The following is a 17,241-nucleotide window of genomic DNA, read 5'->3' as shown; positions in this document are numbered from 1 at the left end:
AAGGGAAAACAATGAGGAATCTGACCAGGATCGGCGGAGCCGCGGCAATAGCTGCAGCTTTGACGCTGACGGCCTGTGGCGGTGGGGGTACTCCCACCGGCCCGGAAACGGCCAAGGGGCAGGAATCGGGCAGCGATCTGTCCAAGCTCATCAGCATCAACGAAAAGCCAGCCGCGGATCTTGGGCAGGGCGGCACGGTCACCCTGCCGCTGGGCAGCATTGGGCCGGACTTCAACGGCTTCTCCAACAACGGCAACAACTCGGACAACTCCGCGCTGATGGCTGCGATCAACCCCGTCGCCGTGACCGGTGGCGGCATCGGCGGCTGCTGGAAACTCAATTTCGAGGGCAAGGCCACCCCTAACAAGGACTTCTGCGAATCCGTGGAGAGCGAGGTCAAGGACGGCAAACAGACCATCACCATCAAGGTCAATGAGAAGGCCACCTTCAACGACGGCACCCCCATTGATGTCAAGGCCTTCCAGAACACGTGGAACGCCCTGAAGAGCCCGGATGCCGGATACGACATTGTCAGCTCCGGTGCCTACGAATTTGTTGAGTCAGTAGAGGCCGGCAGCAGCGCCAAGGAAGTGATCGTCAAGCTCAAGCAGCCGGTATACCCGTTGGACGCCCTCTTCTTTGGCCTCCTCCACCCCGCAGTGAACACCCCGGCACTCTTCAACGAAGGTTTCGTGGGTGAAATGCATCCGGAGTGGATGGCCGGTCCCTTCAAGGTGGAGCAGTACGACACCGCGGCCAAGACCGTTTCCCTGGTTCCCAACGACAAGTGGTGGGGCGCCAAGCCGGTCCTGGAAAAGGTCGTCTTCCGCCAGCTCGAGACCAGCGCACAGATCGCGGCCTTCAAGAACAGCGAGATCGATGCCATGTCCGCGAACACCATCGCGCTCTACAAGCAGCTTGAGGGCAGCACCAACTCTGAGGTCCGCCGCGGCCAGCGGCTCTTCGCCGGTGGCATGAACATCAACGCGCAGCGAATTTCGGATGTGGCCGTCCGCAAGGCGATCTTCGCGGCCGTCGACCGTGAGGCCCTCCGCAAGGTGCGGTTCAACGGCCTGAACTGGGAGGAGCCCAGCTCCGGTTCCATGATGCTGTTGCCCTTCTCCGACTACTACCAGGACAACTACCCCGTCAAGGAAACCGGCCCGGACGCCGCCAAGAAGGTCCTCACCGACGCCGGCTACACCGCGAACGCAAGCGGCGTTATGGAGAAGGACGGCAAGCCCGCAGCCTTCAAGATCAGCAACTTCGGCGACGATCCCACCACGCTGGCCTTCACGCAGACCCTCCAGAACCAGCTCAAAGCCGGCGGCATGGATGTGGGAATCGACCAGCGCGCCTCCGCTGACTTCGGTAAAGTCCTGGGCTCACGCGAGTTCGACATCAGCGTCTCTGGCTACACAGTTGGCCCGGATGCAACCGACGCCGTCAAGCAGTACTACGACTCCAAGGTCAACGAGAACGGCCTGGGCGACGCGGAACTGGACAAGAAGATCGCCGACCTCGCCTCCATCGAGGACAACGCCGCACGCAACAAGGCAGCGATGGACGTGGAGAAGGAGCACATGGCGAAGTACTTCTCCATGGGTGTGGTGATGAACGGCCCGCAGATCTCCTTCGTCCGCACCGGCCTGGCCAACTACGGCCCGTCCCTGTTCCAGAGCCTGTCCCAGGTTCCGGACTGGAGCACCCTCGGCTGGGAAAAGAAGTAACACTTCCCTGTAACGCTCTCTCACTTACTGCGGGTTTTTCGCCAACGCTCTCTCACTTCCGGTCGGTCATCCGCGGGATGTGAGAGAGCGTTTGGCTTTAAGGCACATTATCTGCGAGAGCGTTCGGGGTACGGTACTGCCTATGAACTCGACTGAACTTCACCGCACTGTCCGGACTGCCGTCGTCGGGTATGGCCTCTCCGGCAGCGTTTTCCACGCGCCGCTCATCGCGGCGGACCCCCGCTACTCCCTGGACGTCATCGCAACGTCCGACGCCGGCCGGCAGGCGGCGGCGACGCAGCGGTACCCGGGCGTCAAAACAGTGCGCGACGCCGATGCCGTCCTTGAGCTCGCCGGGGACCTTGACCTCGTGGTACTGGGAACCCCGCCTGCCACCCATTTTCCGCAGGCGAAGGCGGCGCTGGAGGCGGGCCTGGACGTTGTGGTGGATAAACCGTTCGCTGTCAGCAGCGCCCAGGGACAGGAGCTGATCGCCTTGGCGGAACGGCTGGGCCGGGTGCTCACGGTCTTCCAGAACCGGCGCTGGGACGGGGATTTCCTGACCGTCAGCAAGCTCCTGGCCGGGGAAGCATTGGGCAGCGTCGCGCGCTTCGAGTCAAGCTTTGAACGGTGGTCGCCGGCTATTTCCAAGGCCTGGAAGGCCAGTGCCACGGCGGCGGACGGCGGCGGTGTGCTGTTCGACCTCGGCGCGCACTTGATCGATCAGGCGCTGCAGCTGTTCGGCCCGGCGGTGGTGGTTCACGCGGAGCTTCAGATCCGCCGTCCCGAGGAGAAAGCCGACGACGATTCGTTCGTGGCCTTGCGGCACGAGTCGGGCGTCCTCACCCACCTGACGATGAACATGCTGTGCGCCCAGCAGGGACCGCGATTCCGCATCCTTGGCTCAACCGGCGGCTTCACCAAGCATGGTGTGGACCCCCAGGAACCCTACATTGTGGCCGGCGGCGGGCCGCTGGACGCAGAGTACGGTGTTGAGGCGCCGGAGTGGGCCGGAGTGCTGGGCCGCGACGGCCACCTGGACGCGCTGCCGACCGAGCGGGGCGCCTACCCGGAGTTCTACCGGATCCTCGCGGAAAAAATCCTCGACGGCGGCATATCCTCCGACCTGCCCGTCCCAGTAGACCCGGAAGACGCCGTCGAGACCCTGAAACTTATAGAGCAAGCCCGCGCGCTGGCCTAAAAGCAATCGACTGCTCCGTAACAGCCGTTCTGGACGTCCAAAAGGGCGGTTACGGAGCAATCGATGGAGGGTGGCTAGGCCGAAACGAGTTCGTGCCAGTCCGCCACGAGGGGCAGGTTGTGGGCCTCGGAGACGGAGTGGTGTGCCACGTGGCCGCCGGCGATGTTGAGGCCGGCGGCGAGGGCGGGGTCGCGGTCGAAGGCGGTCCTGACACCCAGGTTGGCCAGTGCCACGGCGTAGCGGAGGGTGACGTTGGTCAGGGCGTAGGTTGAGGTGTTGGGCACGGCGCCGGGCATGTTGGCCACGCAGTAGAAGATGGTGTTGTGCACCTTGTACGTGGGTTCCTGGTGCGTGGTGGGGTGCGTGTCCTCGAAGCAGCCGCCCTGGTCCACGGCGATGTCCACCAGCACGGAGCCGGGCTTCATCCGGGAGACAAGCTCGTTGCTGACCAGCTTGGGGGCCTTGGCGCCGGGGATCAGGACGGAACCGATCACCAGGTCCGCGTCCACCACTGACTTTTCGATCTCGTACTTGTTCGATGCCACGGTCTTGAGCCGGCCGGCATACTGGGCGTCCAGTTCGCGGAGGCGGTTGATGTTGATGTCCAGGATGGTCACGTCCGCGCCGAGGCCCAGGGCCATGGCCGCGGCGTTGGTACCGGCGACGCCGGCGCCGAGGACAACCACCTTGGCCGGACGGACACCCGGAACGCCGCCGAGAAGAACGCCCTTGCCGCCTGCCGGCGCCATGAGGGATGTGGCGCCCACCTGCACGGAAAGGCGTCCGGCCACCTCAGACATGGGGGCGAGCAGCGGCAGCGTGCGGCCTTCCTGGACGGTCTCGTAAGCGATGGCCGTGACGCCGGAGTTGATGAGTTCCTGGGTAAGTTCGGGCTCGGCCGCGAGGTGGAGGTAGGTGAACAGGATCAGGCCCTTGCGGAAGCGGTGGTACTCGGCCTTGATGGGTTCTTTGACCTTCATGACCATGTCGGCGCGGGCCCAGACGTCGTCGGCGTCTGCCACGATCTCCGCACCTGCGACAGCGTATTCCTCGTCGGTGATCCCCGACCCCAGCCCTGCCCCGCGCTCAACGAGGACGTCGTGGCCGTGAGTGCGGAACTCGTTAACACCAGCGGCAGTGATGGCGACGCGGAATTCGTTGTTCTTGATCTCTTTGGGGACACCGATGATCATTCTGGGCTCCATGTTCTCGGGCCGGATAGGTCCGAAATTGCGGGGAAGGTTGTGATTCCAGAATAAATCCGGCTGTGATCCAGCTGACAGCGATCCCGACTTCCAAGCAGGGAACTCCCGCATGATTCCGCGGAATTGGGATTTCACGGTTCGACAAATGTTTAGCGTGAGGGCGTCAGGTGTCGCCTCGTGTCCGTTCGTCCGGGGAACCTCCGGGGCAGTAGTGTTAGCCCATGCAGCAGGACGTGGAAGAGCTCGTGGAGCAGGTGGCCCAGAAGCTTGGGCGCGGACTTTCGCTGGAAGACCTGGACGGCCTGCTGCTCGCCTACAGCTCCAACCAGTCCCACGCGGACCAGGTCCGCGTGAACTTCCTGTTGAGCAAAAGGGTGCCGGCGGACGTCAGTGCATGGCAGTTGTCCCATGGCATCGCGACGGCGGTCCGCCCGGTAGTGATCCCTGCCAATGCAGACCTGGGCATGCTGGGCCGCGTGTGCGTTCCCTTGATGGTGCGCGGATTCCGCGTGGGCTACCTCTGGGTGCAGCAGGACTCTGCGGAGGAGAACCCGGCCGCGATCGTCTCCCAGCTGCCGGCGGTGACCCGGGAGATCGAGCTGCTTTCGGGCCTGCTCCTGGATTCCAACACGGCAGAGTCTGAGTTCAGGCGCAGCCGTGAACGCGAGTTCCTGGCGGCCTGCTCCGGCGACGCCAACGCGGTGGCCGCCGTGGCGGGCTGGAAGGAAATCCAAGGCAAGGGTCCGTGGCAGGTGGTGACCGTGCTTGACGCTGATGGCTGGGCCGGCGGTCCCGACCCCATTGCCTCCACGCTGATTCACAGCTCGGCCGCCCTGCAGGCCACAGTGGGGGTGGACATGGCACTGTTCAGCGCGGGCACGGAAACCCACTCCGTGGTGCTGTTCAGCGAGTCCGTGGGGCGCGCCAACCATGCCCAGGTCCTGGTCCACTACCAGCTTGAGCTGGCCAAACGCTCCGGCCGGCCGGTGCACCGCATCATCCTGGGCATCAGCGAGGGGTTTGCGCGGCCCCGCGAGCTGGCCGAGGCCTACCGGCAGTCCCGGCAGGCAGCGCAGGCGGCCGCCGTGGATCCCCAGCTCGGCGAACTGGTGGACTGCCGGGCCACCGGCGTTTACCAGCTGCTGGCATCAGCGGGCGGAGGAGCCGGCGCCTGGACGGACACCGGGTCCGTCTACGTTCGAATGCTCGAAGACCACGACCGGAACCACGAGCTCCTACCGGTCCTGGAGCTCATCTACGACAACGACGGCTCGGTCCAGGACGTGGCCACCAAACTTCATCTCCACCGCAGCAGCGTCTACAACCGGCTGGGCCGCATCCGCCAGCTTCTCGGCGTCGACCCCCTGAAAGGCCTGCCCCGGCTGGAACTCCATGCGGCCTTGAAGATGCGCCGCTGGGCGGCGCGTCCCCGGATCTAGCTGGTTTCGGCGGGCTGGCCGGCCTGCTTCGCGTGCTCGCTGTGCTTCTGCTGCTCGAGCCAGGCCATGATGGCGGCCAGCCTGATCCGGCGGTGTGTGCCGCGGTATTCCACCGGAATCTCGCCGCGATCGGTCATGTTGCGCAGATAGGTGTGGCTGATTCCGGCGAGTTCGGCGGCCTGGGAGGTGGTGAGCATTTCCTCCACACTGCTTACGGTCACCGCTTCGCCGCGGCCCAACCGGCTAAGGAGGTCGACGACGGCGTCCCTCGCCTGGGGCGTCAGCCGGTGGACAGTGCCGTCCACGAAGACGGTGATGTCGTGGCCGCCTTCCAGTGCCTGCCGCAGTTTGCCTGCGTCGTCGGCCGGCAGGCCGGCAGTCATCCGGGGAGCTATCAGTGCCATGCCCCCACCCTAACCGCCGCCGGCAGCGGTGGGCGGTATGCTCGCTGGGTGAAACTTACTGGTGGGCTGGATATCGAAGCCGGCGGCCTGGCCGGCCGGCTCTACGCTTCCGTGGCCCCCGCGGCCGAGTCTCCGAGCCAAACCTTTGTCCTGCTGCACGGGATCGGCGTTTCCCACCGTTACCTCGCGCGCCTGCACCAGGAGCTGGCCCTGACGGCCACCGTCTACTCATTTGACCTCCCCGGATTCGGCGATGCGCCCAGACCCAAGCGCCAGGTACCGGTGGGGGAGTACGCGGCCTTTGTCCGTGCTGCGCTGGTGGACGCCGGCGTGACGTCCTGCGTGGTGATCGGGCATTCCATGGGGACCCAGCATGCGGTGGAACTCGCCCTGCAAGAGCCTGAACTCGTCGCCGGCGTCGTGCTGATGGGCCCGGTGGTGGACCCTCGCCGCAAGTCGGTTGCGCAACAAGCGCTGGCCTTGACCCGCGATTCCATGTTCAGCGAGAGCCTGTCCGCCAACGCCATCGTCTTTTCCGACTACTTCCGGGCGGGTCCCCGCTGGTATCTCACCGAGTTGCCCGTGATGATGCAGTACCCCCTGGAGGCGCGGATACCCGGCGTCAGTCAGCCAGTGCTTATACTACGTGGCAGCAAAGACCCCGTGGCCGGCCGCGAGTGGTGCCGGCGGCTCGCAGCCCAGGCGGCCCGGGGAAGCCTCACCGAAATCCCGGGCCAGGGCCACGTTTTTCAGCACACCGCCACCGGACCGGCCGCCGCAGCGATCACCAGCTGGGCCAGGGCCGTGGACGGCTTCGGCATCACCGCCTGACGCGGACAGCTGACGCGCAGCGCCTGACGCCCACCGCCTGACGCGCACAGCTGACTCGCACCGCCTGACGCGCACCGCCTCGGGTGAGCGCCGGCGTCGTACTCTTTTTGGGCACCGATCTATTCGGCGTCCAGGTCCGTTTCCAGGAGCTTCACCAGCGAATCCAGCGCCGCATCGGCGCCGTCACCGTCTGCCCGCAGCACCACGACGTCGCCCTTCGCCGCGCCAAGCGTCATAAGGGACAGGATGCTGGAAGCGTCCAGCGCCTCGTCTGCCGGTTCGCCCTGCATGGCAATGGTGACTTCCACTCCCACGTCCCCGGCTGCCTCTGCGAAGAGCGCGGCGGGGCGGGCGTGCAGGCCGGAGCGGCTGGCGATGGTGGCGATGCGTTCGGGCATGGTTCCTCCTGGTTGGTGCTTGGCGGTGGTTGGCAACGGCACGGCGCCGGAGCGCTGTTTACAGCCCGAGCTCTTCGAGCACGGGAAGCTTCTCCCGCACCCACGCGCGGGCCTCGGTGGCGCTCGGCGCGGACAGTGCCAGCTTGGCCAGTTCCTGCGCCTCGGCGAGGGTGACCGTCTTCAGGACGGCCGCCACGGCGGCGAGGGACCGCGCCGTCATGGACAGCGTGTTGACCCCCAGGCCGGTAAGGACGACGGCGAGGGCAGGGTCAGCGGCAGCCTCACCGCAGACGCCCACGGGCTTACCGTTGCCTTCCGCGCGGGAGCCTTCCACGGTGAGTCCCACCAGGCGAAGGACTGCCGGCTGCCACGGGGTGTTCAGGTTGGCGAGGGGACCCAGCTGGCGGTCTGCGGCCATGGCGTACTGCGTGAGGTCGTTGGTGCCGAGGCTCGCGAAACCTACCTCGCGAAGGATGGATTCGGCGGTGAGCGCGGCGGACGGAACCTCCACCATGACGCCGGGGGTCTTGATGCCGGCGTCTGCACACATGGCGGCAAAGCGAGCCGCCTCTTCGGCCGTGGAGATCATGGGGGCCATGACCCACACGTCTGCTTCGGACTGCTTCTCGGCCAGCGCGATTGCTTCCAGCTGGCGGTCCAGGACGCCGGGGGTCGTGAAATCCGTGCGGTAGCCGCGGACGCCGAGCGCCGGGTTGGGCTCTGTGGAGTCGGTCAGGAAGGGGAGCGGTTTGTCGGCGCCGGCGTCCAGCGTGCGCAGGACCACCTTCTTGCCGGGGAAGGCGTCAAAGACGCTCTTGTACGCAGCGGCCTGCTCTTCCACGCTGGGTTCGGTGTCCCGTTCCAGGAAGCAGAACTCGGTGCGGAAGAGCCCCACGCCCTGCGCTCCCAGCTTCGCGGCAGCTGCCGCGTCCTTGCCGCCGCCAACGTTGGCGAGCAGCGGCACCAGGTGACCGTCCGCCGTCGTGCCCGTGCCGGTGAACTCGGACAGCAGGGAAGCCGTGGCTGCCCAGGCATCTGCTGCTGCACGGAAGGAGGCGTCGGGCTCTGACGTGACACTGCCGGCCGCGCCGTCAACGAATACTTCGGTTCCGTCCGCCAGCTCGTCAACGCCGACCGCGGCAACAACCGCCGGAAGGCCCAGGGAGCGGGCGATGATGGCCGTGTGGGACTGCGGGCCGCCGCCTGCGGTGACGAGCGCAAGGACCTTGTTCGGATCCAGGGTGGCGGTGTCGGCCGGGGCCAGGTCCTCCGCCACCAGCACAAAGGGTGTATTGGACGCAGGGATGCCGGGCGCGGGCACGCCCCGGAGCTCCGCCACGATGCGGGCGCGGACGTCCAGGACGTCGGTGGCGCGTTCAGCCATGTAGCCGCCGAGGTTGTGGAGCATTTCCGAAACCGAAGAGCCGGACTCCCAGATGGCACGCTCGCTCGAGGTGCCGCGGGCCACAAGCTTGGCGGCTCCCTTGATCAGCATCGTGTCCTTGGCCATCAGCGCCGTGGCTTCCAGGACCGCTTTGCCGTCACCCGTGGCGTGGGCGGCGCGGGCCTTGAGTTCGTCGTGCACGGCCTGGGACGCCGCCTTCAGGGCTGCGGTGGCGTCTTCGGCGGAAGTTCCGGCCGCCAGTTGCTCGCCTGCGGGGGGTTCGCTGATCGGTTTAGGCATCTGCCGGACGGTTCCGATGATGCGGCCGGGGCTGACGCCTACTCCTGAAAAGGTCTGCACTGAAGGTCCTCATTCTCTGCCGGTAACCAGGCGCGCCCCGGAACAGCCCCGGCGCCATGCCGGGGGTGCCGCAACTACTGCGTGCGGCAGTGGAAACGTGCCTGAAAAAATTGTATGTGATTCAGTTCATATAGCAATGCTATAGGTGATAGGGTAGCGGCTATGAGTTTGGATGGCCAGCTTCCCCCCAAAATGCGACTGTTGCGAGCAGCAGCCGAATTGCTGGCAAATTCAGCCGGAGCAGCCGTTTCCACCCGCCAGATCACGCAGCTGGCAGGTGTCACGGCGCCCACCCTGTACCACCACTTCGGTGACAAGGAAGGTCTCTTCGACGCCGTTGTTGCCGCAGGGTTTGAAGAGTATGTTGCGGGCGAGAGGGATTTCGCCCCGTCCGGACATCCGCTGGAGGATATCCGGCGGATGTGGGACAACCACGTCCTGTTCGGGCTTAAGCAGCCGGAACTGTACTTGGTCATGTTCGGCAATATCCGCCCGGAAAGCCGTCCCGCCATCGTTGCCGATGCCGAGGCGCTCATGGAGGAAATGCTGACCAAGGCAGCGGCCGCGGGCCAGCTGAATGTCCAGCCACGGGAGGCAGCCAGGTCCATCCTGGCCGCCAACGTGGGCGTGACGCTCATGCTGATAGCGGAGCCCGCCGCCGAACGGAACCTTGAACTGTCCACCATGACCCGGGACGCCATGATCTTTGCGGTGTCCACGGAGCAGGCCGCAGGGACATCCCCCGAAAACTCGGGGCGGTCCTCGGTGGTGGTGGCGGCGATCGCCTTGAATGCCGCACTCCAGGCGTCGCACTCAGATCAGCTTTCAAGCTCGGAACTTAAATTGTTCCTCGAATGGCTCCACCGGATCTCCACCAGCGCATCGTCGTAAATAGTCGTAAATATCGGACCCATCCTGCGCAGCAGCAGGAATGACGGTTAGGAAATCACATGGCAACAGAGACAGTTGCAAAACCCCGCACCAGCGTGCGGGTCGGCGTCCAGAAGTTCGGGACGTTCCTGTCCGGAATGATCATGCCCAACATCGGGGCATTCATCGCCTGGGGCCTCATCACCGCCCTCTTCATCGAGAAGGGCTGGATCCCGGTCCCCGGGCTGGGAGGCTTCGGCGAGACCGACGGGAAGCCGAACATTGGCCTCGTTGGCCCGATGATCACCTACCTGCTGCCACTGCTGATCGCGTACACCGGGGGCCGGATGGTCTACGACGTCCGCGGCGGCGTGGTGGGTGCCATTGGCACCATGGGCGTTATTGTGGGCGCCGGCATCCCGATGTTCATCGGTGCCATGATCATGGGCCCCCTGGGCGGCTGGACCATGAAGAAGATCGACTCCCTCTGGGACGGCAAGATCCGGCCCGGCTTCGAGATGCTGGTGAACAACTTCTCCGCGGGCATCTGGGGCGCTTTGCTGGCCTTGCTGGGCTTCTACGGCATCGCCCCGCTGGTGCAGGCCTTCAGCACGGGTGCCGGAAATGTGGTGCAGTTCCTGGTCAACAACGGCCTGCTCCCGCTCACCAGCATCTTCATCGAGCCGGCCAAGGTGCTGTTCCTCAACAACGCCATCAACCACGGCGTGCTGACCCCGCTGGGCATCCAGCAGTCGCTGGAGCAGGGCAAATCCATCCTGTTCCTGCTCGAAGCCAACCCCGGCCCGGGCTTCGGCATCCTGCTGGCCTACATGGTCTTTGGCCGGGGAGCTGCGAAGGCCTCTGCCCCCGGCGCCGCCGCCATCCACTTCCTCGGCGGCATCCACGAGATCTACTTCCCGTACGTCCTGATGCGCCCGCTGCTGATCCTGGCCGCGATTGCGGGCGGCATGACGGGTATCGCCACCCTGGCCGTCACCGGCTCCGGGCTTGTTGCGCCGGCGGCCCCTGGATCCATCTTCGCTGTGCTCGCCCAGACCTCCCGTGACAGCTACGTCGGGGTGATCCTCGCGGTGGTCCTGGCCACCACGGTCTCCTTCCTGGTGGCCTCCGTGATCCTGAAGACCACCAAGCACAGCGACGAGACGGACCTCGCCGACGCAACGGCCAAGATGGAGGGCATGAAGGGCAAGAAGAGCTCCGTCTCCTCGGTCCTGACTGGTGCGGGCGCAGGCGCAGGCGCAGGCGTTGGCACGGCCGTGCTGGCCGGTCCCGTCAAGAACATCGTGTTTGCGTGCGACGCCGGCATGGGCTCCAGTGCCATGGGCGCCTCGGTGCTGCGGAACAAGATCAAGGCTGCCGGGTTCCCGGAGGTCAAGGTCACCAACGCGGCCATCGCCAGCCTCAGCGACACCTACGACGTTGTGATCACCCACCAGGACCTCACCGAGCGGGCCAAGCCGGCCACCTCGAGCGCGGTGCACTTCTCTGTGGACAACTTCATGAACAGCCCCCGGTACGACGAGATCGTGGAGCTGGTCAAGGAAAGCAACGCACCGGAAGCCGCGGGCAGCGCTGGTGCCACGGCCGGTGCCGCCGGCGCAGGCGCCGCCGCGGCGGCCCATGGAGCGCACGTGGCCGACGCCCCGGTTGATGCAACAGCTGCCGCTGACAGCGGTACTGCACCAGCCGCCGTCGCGCCCTCCGACATCCTGGTGGCCGACAGTGTCATCCTCAACGGCAGCGCCACCAGCCGCGATGCCGCCATCGACGAGGCGGGCCGGCTCCTGCTGGACCGCGGCGCCGTGGACGAAGACTACATCGCCGCGATGCACGAGCGCGAGGAGTCCGTGTCCACCTACATGGGCAGCTTCCTGGCCATCCCGCACGGCACCAACGCCGCCAAGGACCACATCATGAAGTCCGCTGTCTCCGTGATCCGCTACCCGGACGGAATCGACTGGAACGGCAAGCAGGTCAAGTTCGTGGTGGGCGTGGCCGGCATCAACAACGAGCACCTCCACATCCTGTCCTCCATCGCCAAGGTCTTCACCAACAAGGCCCAGGTGGCCCAGCTGGAGGCCGCGACGTCCGTCGAGGAAGTCCTGGACCTGTTCGGAAAGGTCAACGCATAGTGAAGGCAGTACATTTTGGCGCCGGGAACATCGGCCGCGGGTTCGTGGGGCTGCTGCTGCACCAGGCCGGGTATGAGCTGGTGTTCGCCGACGTAGCGGACGCCCTCATTGACCAGCTGGCAGCAGCGGACAGCTACAACGTCAACGAGGTGGGGGAGAACCCCACCGTCCGGACGGTGGACAACTTCCGGGCGCTGAATTCAGCCACCCAGGAAGAGGAACTGGTGCGGGAAATCGCGACGGCGGACATCGTCACCACCGCCGTGGGGCCGCACATCCTGAAGTTCGTGGCACCCGCCATCACCAAGGGCATTGCCGCGCGCGAGGCCGTGCTGGCGCCGCTTCAGATCATGGCCTGTGAGAACGCCATCAACGCCACGGACATCTTGCGGACCGAAGTGGCCGCGCTCTGGGACGACGCCGCCGGCTCCCTGGACTCCATTGCGGTGTTTGCGAACACCGCCGTGGACCGGATCGTGCCCAACCAGGAACCCGGTCAGGGCCTGGATGTCACGGTGGAGACGTTCTACGAGTGGGTCATAGACCGGACCGCCTTCGGCGATGCGGCGCCGGTGATTCCGGGGGCCACCTTCGTGGACGAGCTCTCGCCCTACATCGAGCGGAAGCTCTTCACCGTGAACACCGGGCACGCTTCCGCGGCGTACTTCGGGTTCGAGGCAGGCCTGGAGAAGATCTCCGATGCCATGGCCGACCAGGACGTTGCAGAGGACGTCCGGGCCGTCCTGGAGGAGACGAAGCAGCTGCTCGTGGCCAAGCACGGCTTCAACAGCGATGAGCAGGAAGCCTACGTCCAGAAGATCCTGGTCCGGTTCTCCAACCCGCACCTGCCGGACACTGTGACCCGCGTGGGCCGCGCGCCGATGCGGAAACTCAGCCGGCATGAGCGGTTCATCGGGCCGGCTGCTGAGCTGGCCGAGCGCGGGATTGTGCCGGAGGCCCTGCTCGGGGCCATTGCCGCGGCCCTGCGCTTCAACGACCCTGCCGACGCCGAGGCCACCGAACTCGCGCAGATCCTGGCGTCCTCATCTCCGGCGGACGCCACCGCCCGGATCACCGGCCTGGCGCCCGAACACCCGCTGTTCGCGCCGGTGTCCACGCTGGTGGAGGAGCGCCAGGCGGAGGGTGCAAAGGCCCCCGCCTAGCGCCAGCCCCCGCACCCGCCCCACCCCCCCCATCCCGCCCCCACCCCCCCGGACGCTCTCTCACTTGATGCGCCCTTTTCGGGAACCCTCTCGCAGTTCCTGCGGGTTTTTCCGGAACCCTCTCGCACGGAAGTACGACGCCGGCACTCACCCGAGTGCCGGCGTCGCGCGTTGTGATCCCACTCACGATTAGTCCAATAACTGGCGTTACGTTTTGAACTTAGCCTTACCTTACTTATAGAGTGCAGGGACATTAGGCAACAAACGTGTGACGTTATTACCGGAGTGGAGAACTGACGTGAAGAAGAAGCTTTCGAGCTACCTGGGGGCACTGGCGGCGGGAGCGGCGCTTCTGACCATGACCGCATGCGGCGGCGCTGCCACCGCGACGCCCGCATCCGAGGCAGCCTCCAGCATCACCGTGGAGCACGCCCAGGGCAGCACGGCCAACGTGCCGGTCAACCCGGAGAAGGTCTTCACGTTCGACCTCGGCGTTTTGGACACCCTCGATGCGCTCGGCGTTGAGCCCGCGGGCGTGCCCGAGGCCAGCTACCCGGCGTCCCTCTCGAAGTACGCCGATGCCAAGTACCAGAAGATCGGTTCGCTCAAGGAACCCGACTTCGAAGCCGTCAGCGCAGGGGCCCCGGACCTCATCATCATCTCCGGCCGCACCGCAGGCGCCTACGAGGAACTGAGCAAGATCGCCCCCACCATCGACCTGTCCATCGATGCCAAGAACCCGATGGAAAGCTTCAAGGACCAGACCAGGAAGCTGGGCACCATCTTCAACAAGTCCGCCGACGTGGACGCGAAGCTGGCCAGCGTTGACGCCACCATCGCCGCAACCAAGGATAAGGCCGCCGATGCCGGCAAGGGCCTCATCGTCCTGACCTCCGGCGGCGAAGTGACCGCCTACGGGGCCGGCTCGCGCTTCGGACTCATCCACGACGTCCTGGGCGTCCCCACCGCGGCGGACGTCAAGGCCGAGGGCAGCCACGGCGAGGCCGTCTCCTTCGAATACATCAAGCAGGTCAACCCCGACCTCTTGTACGTCATCAACCGCGACACCGCCATCGGCTCCGAAGCGGCCGCTGCCAACCCGGTCCTGGACAACGAGCTGGTCCAGTCCACCAATGCCGCCAAAAACAACAAGGTCATCAGCCTGGACCCCGCTGCCTGGTACATCGTTGGATACGGACTGAACAACGTCCAGGCAATGGTTGAGGCCGTCGCCGATTCGGTGGCCTGAGCCTTTCCTGACCACTGACTGACGTTCGATCATGACAGCAACGGCGGTGCGGACTGCCGCGCCGGTAAGCCGCAGCCGGTCCCGCGATTACGTGGGACTGGTTGCGGCTGCGGCCGTTGTGCTGGGCCTGGCCATCGCGAGTATGTTCGTGGGCGTCAGCGACGTATCGCTGCCCGCACTCCTCGGCGGCGACCCGGCCGCCGTCGAAATTTTCTGGGTTTCCCGAGTCCCGCGCACCCTGGCCGTGGTCCTCGCCGGCATGGCGGTGGCCGTGGCCGGGCTGATCATGCAGCTGATGGCGCGCAACCGTTTTGTGGAGCCGTCCACCGTGGGGACCGTCGAATCCGCCACGCTGGGAATCCTGGTGGTCACCGTGGCTGTCCCGACGGCGCCGATCCTCCTTCGAATGGGCGTCGCCAGCGTTTTTGCCGTCCTCGGCACGGCACTTTTCTTGGCCGTACTGCGGCGGCTGCCCACCCGCAACACCCTCCTCATCCCGCTGGTGGGCATCATGCTGGGCGGGGTCATCGGAGCCATCACCACGTTCTTCGCCTACCGGTACGACCTGCTCCAGACGCTGAGCAACTGGATGATCGGCGACTTCTCCGGAGTGCTCCGAGGGCGGTATGAGCTGCTGTGGATCGTCGCGGCCCTGATGCTGGTGGGGCTGCTGGCCGCAGACCGGTTCACCGTGGCCGGCATGGGGGAGGACTTCACCACCAACCTCGGCCTGAACTACAACGCGACCATGCGGCTGGGGCTCATCATTGTCTCGCTGATCTCGGCAGTGGTGGTGACCACCGTGGGCGCCGTGCCGTTCCTCGGCCTGGTGGTGCCCAACATCGTCTCCCTCCTGTTCGGCGACAACCTGCGCCGGGCAGTACCGTGGACGGCCCTCTTTGGGACAGGGTTTGTGCTGGTCTGCGACATCATCGGCCGGACCATCCGCTATCCCTACGAAGTACCCGTGGGCATGGTGATGGCCGTGGTGGGAGCCATCCTGTTCCTCATCCTGATCCTGAGGAAACGCAATGCCTGAAACGGCCACACCCAGCACGCCTAGCGCGGCCACCCCGAAACCGGCCGCGCCCAAGCCCCTTGCCTGCCTGCGGGACAGCATCCGCCGCGCCCCGCCGCGCCTGGTGATCGGCATCCTGCTCGCCGCCACCATCGCCGCCGTCGCCTTCTTCCTGTTCAGCGACCTCAAAGGCAACGTGGGCTACGTGCTTCCGCGCCGCGCCCTGAAGGTGGCCGCCATGCTGCTGGTGGCCGTGGCGGTGGGCGTTTCCACCCTGCTGTTCCAGACCGTCACCGCCAACCGGATCCTCACGCCCTCCATCATGGGCTTCGACTCGCTCTACATCCTGGTGCAGACCACGCTCGTCTTCACCGTGAGTGCCGCGGCTGTCACCGCAGCGCCGCCCACGCTGCAGTTCGGCGTCGAAGTTGTCCTGATGGTTGCCTTCAGCGCCCTGCTGTACCGCTGGATGTTCACCGGCGCCACCCGGTCGCTGCACCTGTTGCTGCTGGTGGGCATCATCCTTGGCAGCCTGTTCCGCGGCTTCTCCTCGCTCCTGCAGCGGCTCATGGAGCCCAGCGAGTTCATCATCCTGCAGGACCTGTTCTTTGCCAGCTTCAACAACGTGGATCCGGCGCTGCTGGGCGTCTCCGCCGTGATCATCGGCGCCGTCTGCGTGGCCGTGTGGCGCGCCCGGCACACCCTGGATGTCCTGGCCCTGGGCCGTGAGCTGGCCATCAATGTGGGGGTGGACCACCGCCGGGTCGTGATGCGGATCCTGCTGGCCTGTTCCCTGCTGGTGGCCGTTTCCACCGCACTGGTGGGGCCCGTGACATTCTTCGGCCTGCTGGTGGTCAGCCTGGGCTACCAGCTCTGCCGCGGCTTCAACCATGCGCGGCTGCTCCCGATTGTGGTGCTGATCGGGGCTGTGGCGCTGGTGGGCGGGCAGCTGATCCTTGAGCGGGTTTTCGGCTTCGCCACCGCGCTGAGCGTGGTCATCGAGTTCGCTGGCGGAATTCTCTTCCTTTACCTCCTGCTGAAAGGCTCGCTGAAATGATCGACGTCCGGAACGTCTCGAAAAGCTATGGCGGCCAAGCGGTCCTCGACGACGTCAGCTGCGTTATTCCCCGCGGCGGCATCACCTCGATCATCGGGCCCAACGGCGCCGGCAAGTCCACCTTGCTGTCCCTGATCAGCCGGCTTCAGCCGCTGGAAAGCGGAGCCGTGACCGTGGCGGGGCTGGACATCGCGGCAACGCCCAGCCGCGACCTGGCCCGGACCATGGCGATCCTTCGCCAGGAGAACCACCTGACCATGCGGCTGACGGTCCGCGACCTGGTGGCCTTCGGCCGGTTCCCGCACTCGGGCGGCCGCCCCACGGTCGAGGACCTTGCCGTGGTGGAGGAAGCCATCCGGCAGCTGGACCTGACGGCCATGGCGGACAAGTTCGTGGACGAGCTCTCCGGGGGCCAGCGCCAGCGCGCCTACATCGCCATGGTCCTGGCGCAGGACACCGAATACCTGCTTCTGGACGAGCCGCTGAACAACCTGGACATGAAGCACTCCGTGGAGATGATGCGCCTGCTCCGCCGGCTGGCCGACGAACTGGGCAAGACCATCGTCCTGGTGGTCCACGACATCAACTTCGCGTCCTGTTACTCGGACACCATCCTCGCCATGAAGAACGGCCGCCTCATCCACCAGGGGAGCCCCGCGCAGATCATGCAGGCCGCGATGCTGCATGACGTGTACGACATCGACATTCGGATCGAGGAGATCGACGGCAACCGCATCGGCGTCTACTTCGCCTGACCCAAACGCTCTCTCACTTGATGT

15 protein-coding genes are annotated in these 17,241 nt (G+C 65.8%); 11 read left to right on the top strand and 4 right to left on the bottom strand.

The features are described from left to right. Positions 1-11 precede the first annotated feature (11 nt). Together IAQ70_RS20645 and IAQ70_RS20640 are read left to right on the top strand one after the other, a co-directional pair. Positions 12-1,730: an ABC transporter family substrate-binding protein gene (locus tag IAQ70_RS20645; protein WP_190991790.1), complete on the top strand. Its 1,719-nt coding sequence runs from the start codon at positions 12-14 to the stop codon at positions 1,728-1,730. A 142-nt stretch (positions 1,731-1,872) separates the two neighbouring features. Beyond that, positions 1,873-2,931: a Gfo/Idh/MocA family protein gene (locus tag IAQ70_RS20640; RefSeq protein WP_190991788.1), complete on the top strand. Its 1,059-nt coding sequence runs from the start codon at positions 1,873-1,875 to the stop codon at positions 2,929-2,931. A gap of 74 nt (positions 2,932-3,005) precedes the next feature. Here the strand turns inward: IAQ70_RS20640 and ald are convergent, their stop codons facing one another. Continuing rightward, positions 3,006-4,124, bottom strand: a complete 1,119-nt coding sequence (ald, locus tag IAQ70_RS20635; protein ID WP_190991786.1) for an alanine dehydrogenase — start codon at positions 4,122-4,124, stop codon at positions 3,006-3,008. A 233-nt stretch (positions 4,125-4,357) separates the two neighbouring features. Between ald and IAQ70_RS20630 the strand changes: the two genes are divergently transcribed. Next, complete coding sequence (locus IAQ70_RS20630) at positions 4,358-5,575, top strand: PucR family transcriptional regulator (protein ID WP_190991784.1); 1,218 nt, start codon at positions 4,358-4,360, stop codon at positions 5,573-5,575. On the opposite strand, the gene IAQ70_RS20625 is transcribed toward IAQ70_RS20630, so the two are convergent. Continuing rightward, positions 5,572-5,979: a helix-turn-helix domain-containing protein gene (locus IAQ70_RS20625; RefSeq protein WP_190991782.1), complete on the bottom strand. Its 408-nt coding sequence runs from the start codon at positions 5,977-5,979 to the stop codon at positions 5,572-5,574. The two genes, IAQ70_RS20630 and IAQ70_RS20625, sit on opposite strands and share 4 nt — an antisense overlap. Positions 5,980-6,027: 48 nt before the next feature. On the opposite strand from IAQ70_RS20625, the gene IAQ70_RS20620 reads away from it, so the two are divergent. After that, positions 6,028-6,810, top strand: coding sequence for an alpha/beta fold hydrolase (locus IAQ70_RS20620; RefSeq protein ID WP_317983726.1), 783 nt, complete (start codon positions 6,028-6,030; stop codon positions 6,808-6,810). A gap of 119 nt (positions 6,811-6,929) precedes the next feature. Here IAQ70_RS20620 and IAQ70_RS20615 read toward each other — a convergent pair whose 3' ends face one another. Next, positions 6,930-7,208, bottom strand: a complete 279-nt coding sequence (locus tag IAQ70_RS20615; RefSeq protein WP_190991780.1) for an HPr family phosphocarrier protein — start codon at positions 7,206-7,208, stop codon at positions 6,930-6,932. 58 nt (positions 7,209-7,266) lie between these two features. Next, a complete protein-coding gene (gene ptsP / locus IAQ70_RS20610; protein ID WP_190991778.1) occupies positions 7,267-8,952 on the bottom strand; it encodes a phosphoenolpyruvate--protein phosphotransferase in 1,686 nt (561 codons plus the stop codon). A 162-nt stretch (positions 8,953-9,114) separates the two neighbouring features. Between ptsP and IAQ70_RS20605 the strand changes: the two genes are divergently transcribed. From IAQ70_RS20605 to IAQ70_RS20575, 7 genes are all read left to right on the top strand, one after another. Then, positions 9,115-9,843, top strand: a complete 729-nt coding sequence (locus IAQ70_RS20605; protein WP_190991776.1) for a TetR/AcrR family transcriptional regulator — start codon at positions 9,115-9,117, stop codon at positions 9,841-9,843. Between the two features lie 59 nt (positions 9,844-9,902). Continuing rightward, positions 9,903-11,975 carry a PTS mannitol transporter subunit IICBA gene (locus IAQ70_RS20600; RefSeq protein ID WP_190991773.1) on the top strand — a complete coding sequence of 691 codons (2,073 nt, stop codon included), beginning with the start codon at positions 9,903-9,905 and terminating at the stop codon, positions 11,973-11,975. Next, on the top strand, positions 11,975-13,138 hold the full coding sequence (locus IAQ70_RS20595) for a mannitol-1-phosphate 5-dehydrogenase (protein ID WP_190991771.1): 1,164 nt from the start codon (positions 11,975-11,977) through the stop codon (positions 13,136-13,138). Before IAQ70_RS20600 ends, IAQ70_RS20595 begins: the two co-directional genes overlap by 1 nt. A gap of 298 nt (positions 13,139-13,436) precedes the next feature. Then, complete coding sequence (locus IAQ70_RS20590) at positions 13,437-14,387, top strand: siderophore ABC transporter substrate-binding protein (protein ID WP_317983725.1); 951 nt, start codon at positions 13,437-13,439, stop codon at positions 14,385-14,387. Between the two features lie 31 nt (positions 14,388-14,418). Further along, the gene (locus IAQ70_RS20585) at positions 14,419-15,426 is read left to right on the top strand and encodes an ABC transporter permease (protein ID WP_190991769.1); all 1,008 of its coding nucleotides are present in this window, start codon (positions 14,419-14,421) and stop codon (positions 15,424-15,426) included. Then, positions 15,419-16,462, top strand: a complete 1,044-nt coding sequence (locus tag IAQ70_RS20580) for an iron chelate uptake ABC transporter family permease subunit (protein WP_190991767.1) — start codon at positions 15,419-15,421, stop codon at positions 16,460-16,462. The genes IAQ70_RS20585 and IAQ70_RS20580 overlap by 8 nt, the downstream gene beginning before the upstream one ends. Then, complete coding sequence (locus IAQ70_RS20575; protein WP_190991765.1) at positions 16,459-17,217, top strand: iron ABC transporter ATP-binding protein; 759 nt, start codon at positions 16,459-16,461, stop codon at positions 17,215-17,217. Before IAQ70_RS20580 ends, IAQ70_RS20575 begins: the two co-directional genes overlap by 4 nt. Positions 17,218-17,241 lie beyond the last annotated feature (24 nt).

Source organism: Pseudarthrobacter sulfonivorans, from assembly GCF_014712225.1.
GTDB classification, from domain to species: Bacteria; Actinomycetota; Actinomycetes; order Actinomycetales; family Micrococcaceae; genus Arthrobacter; species Arthrobacter sulfonivorans.
Note: the sequence above shows the minus strand (reverse complement) of the source record. Positions and strands in the feature narration are given on the sequence as shown.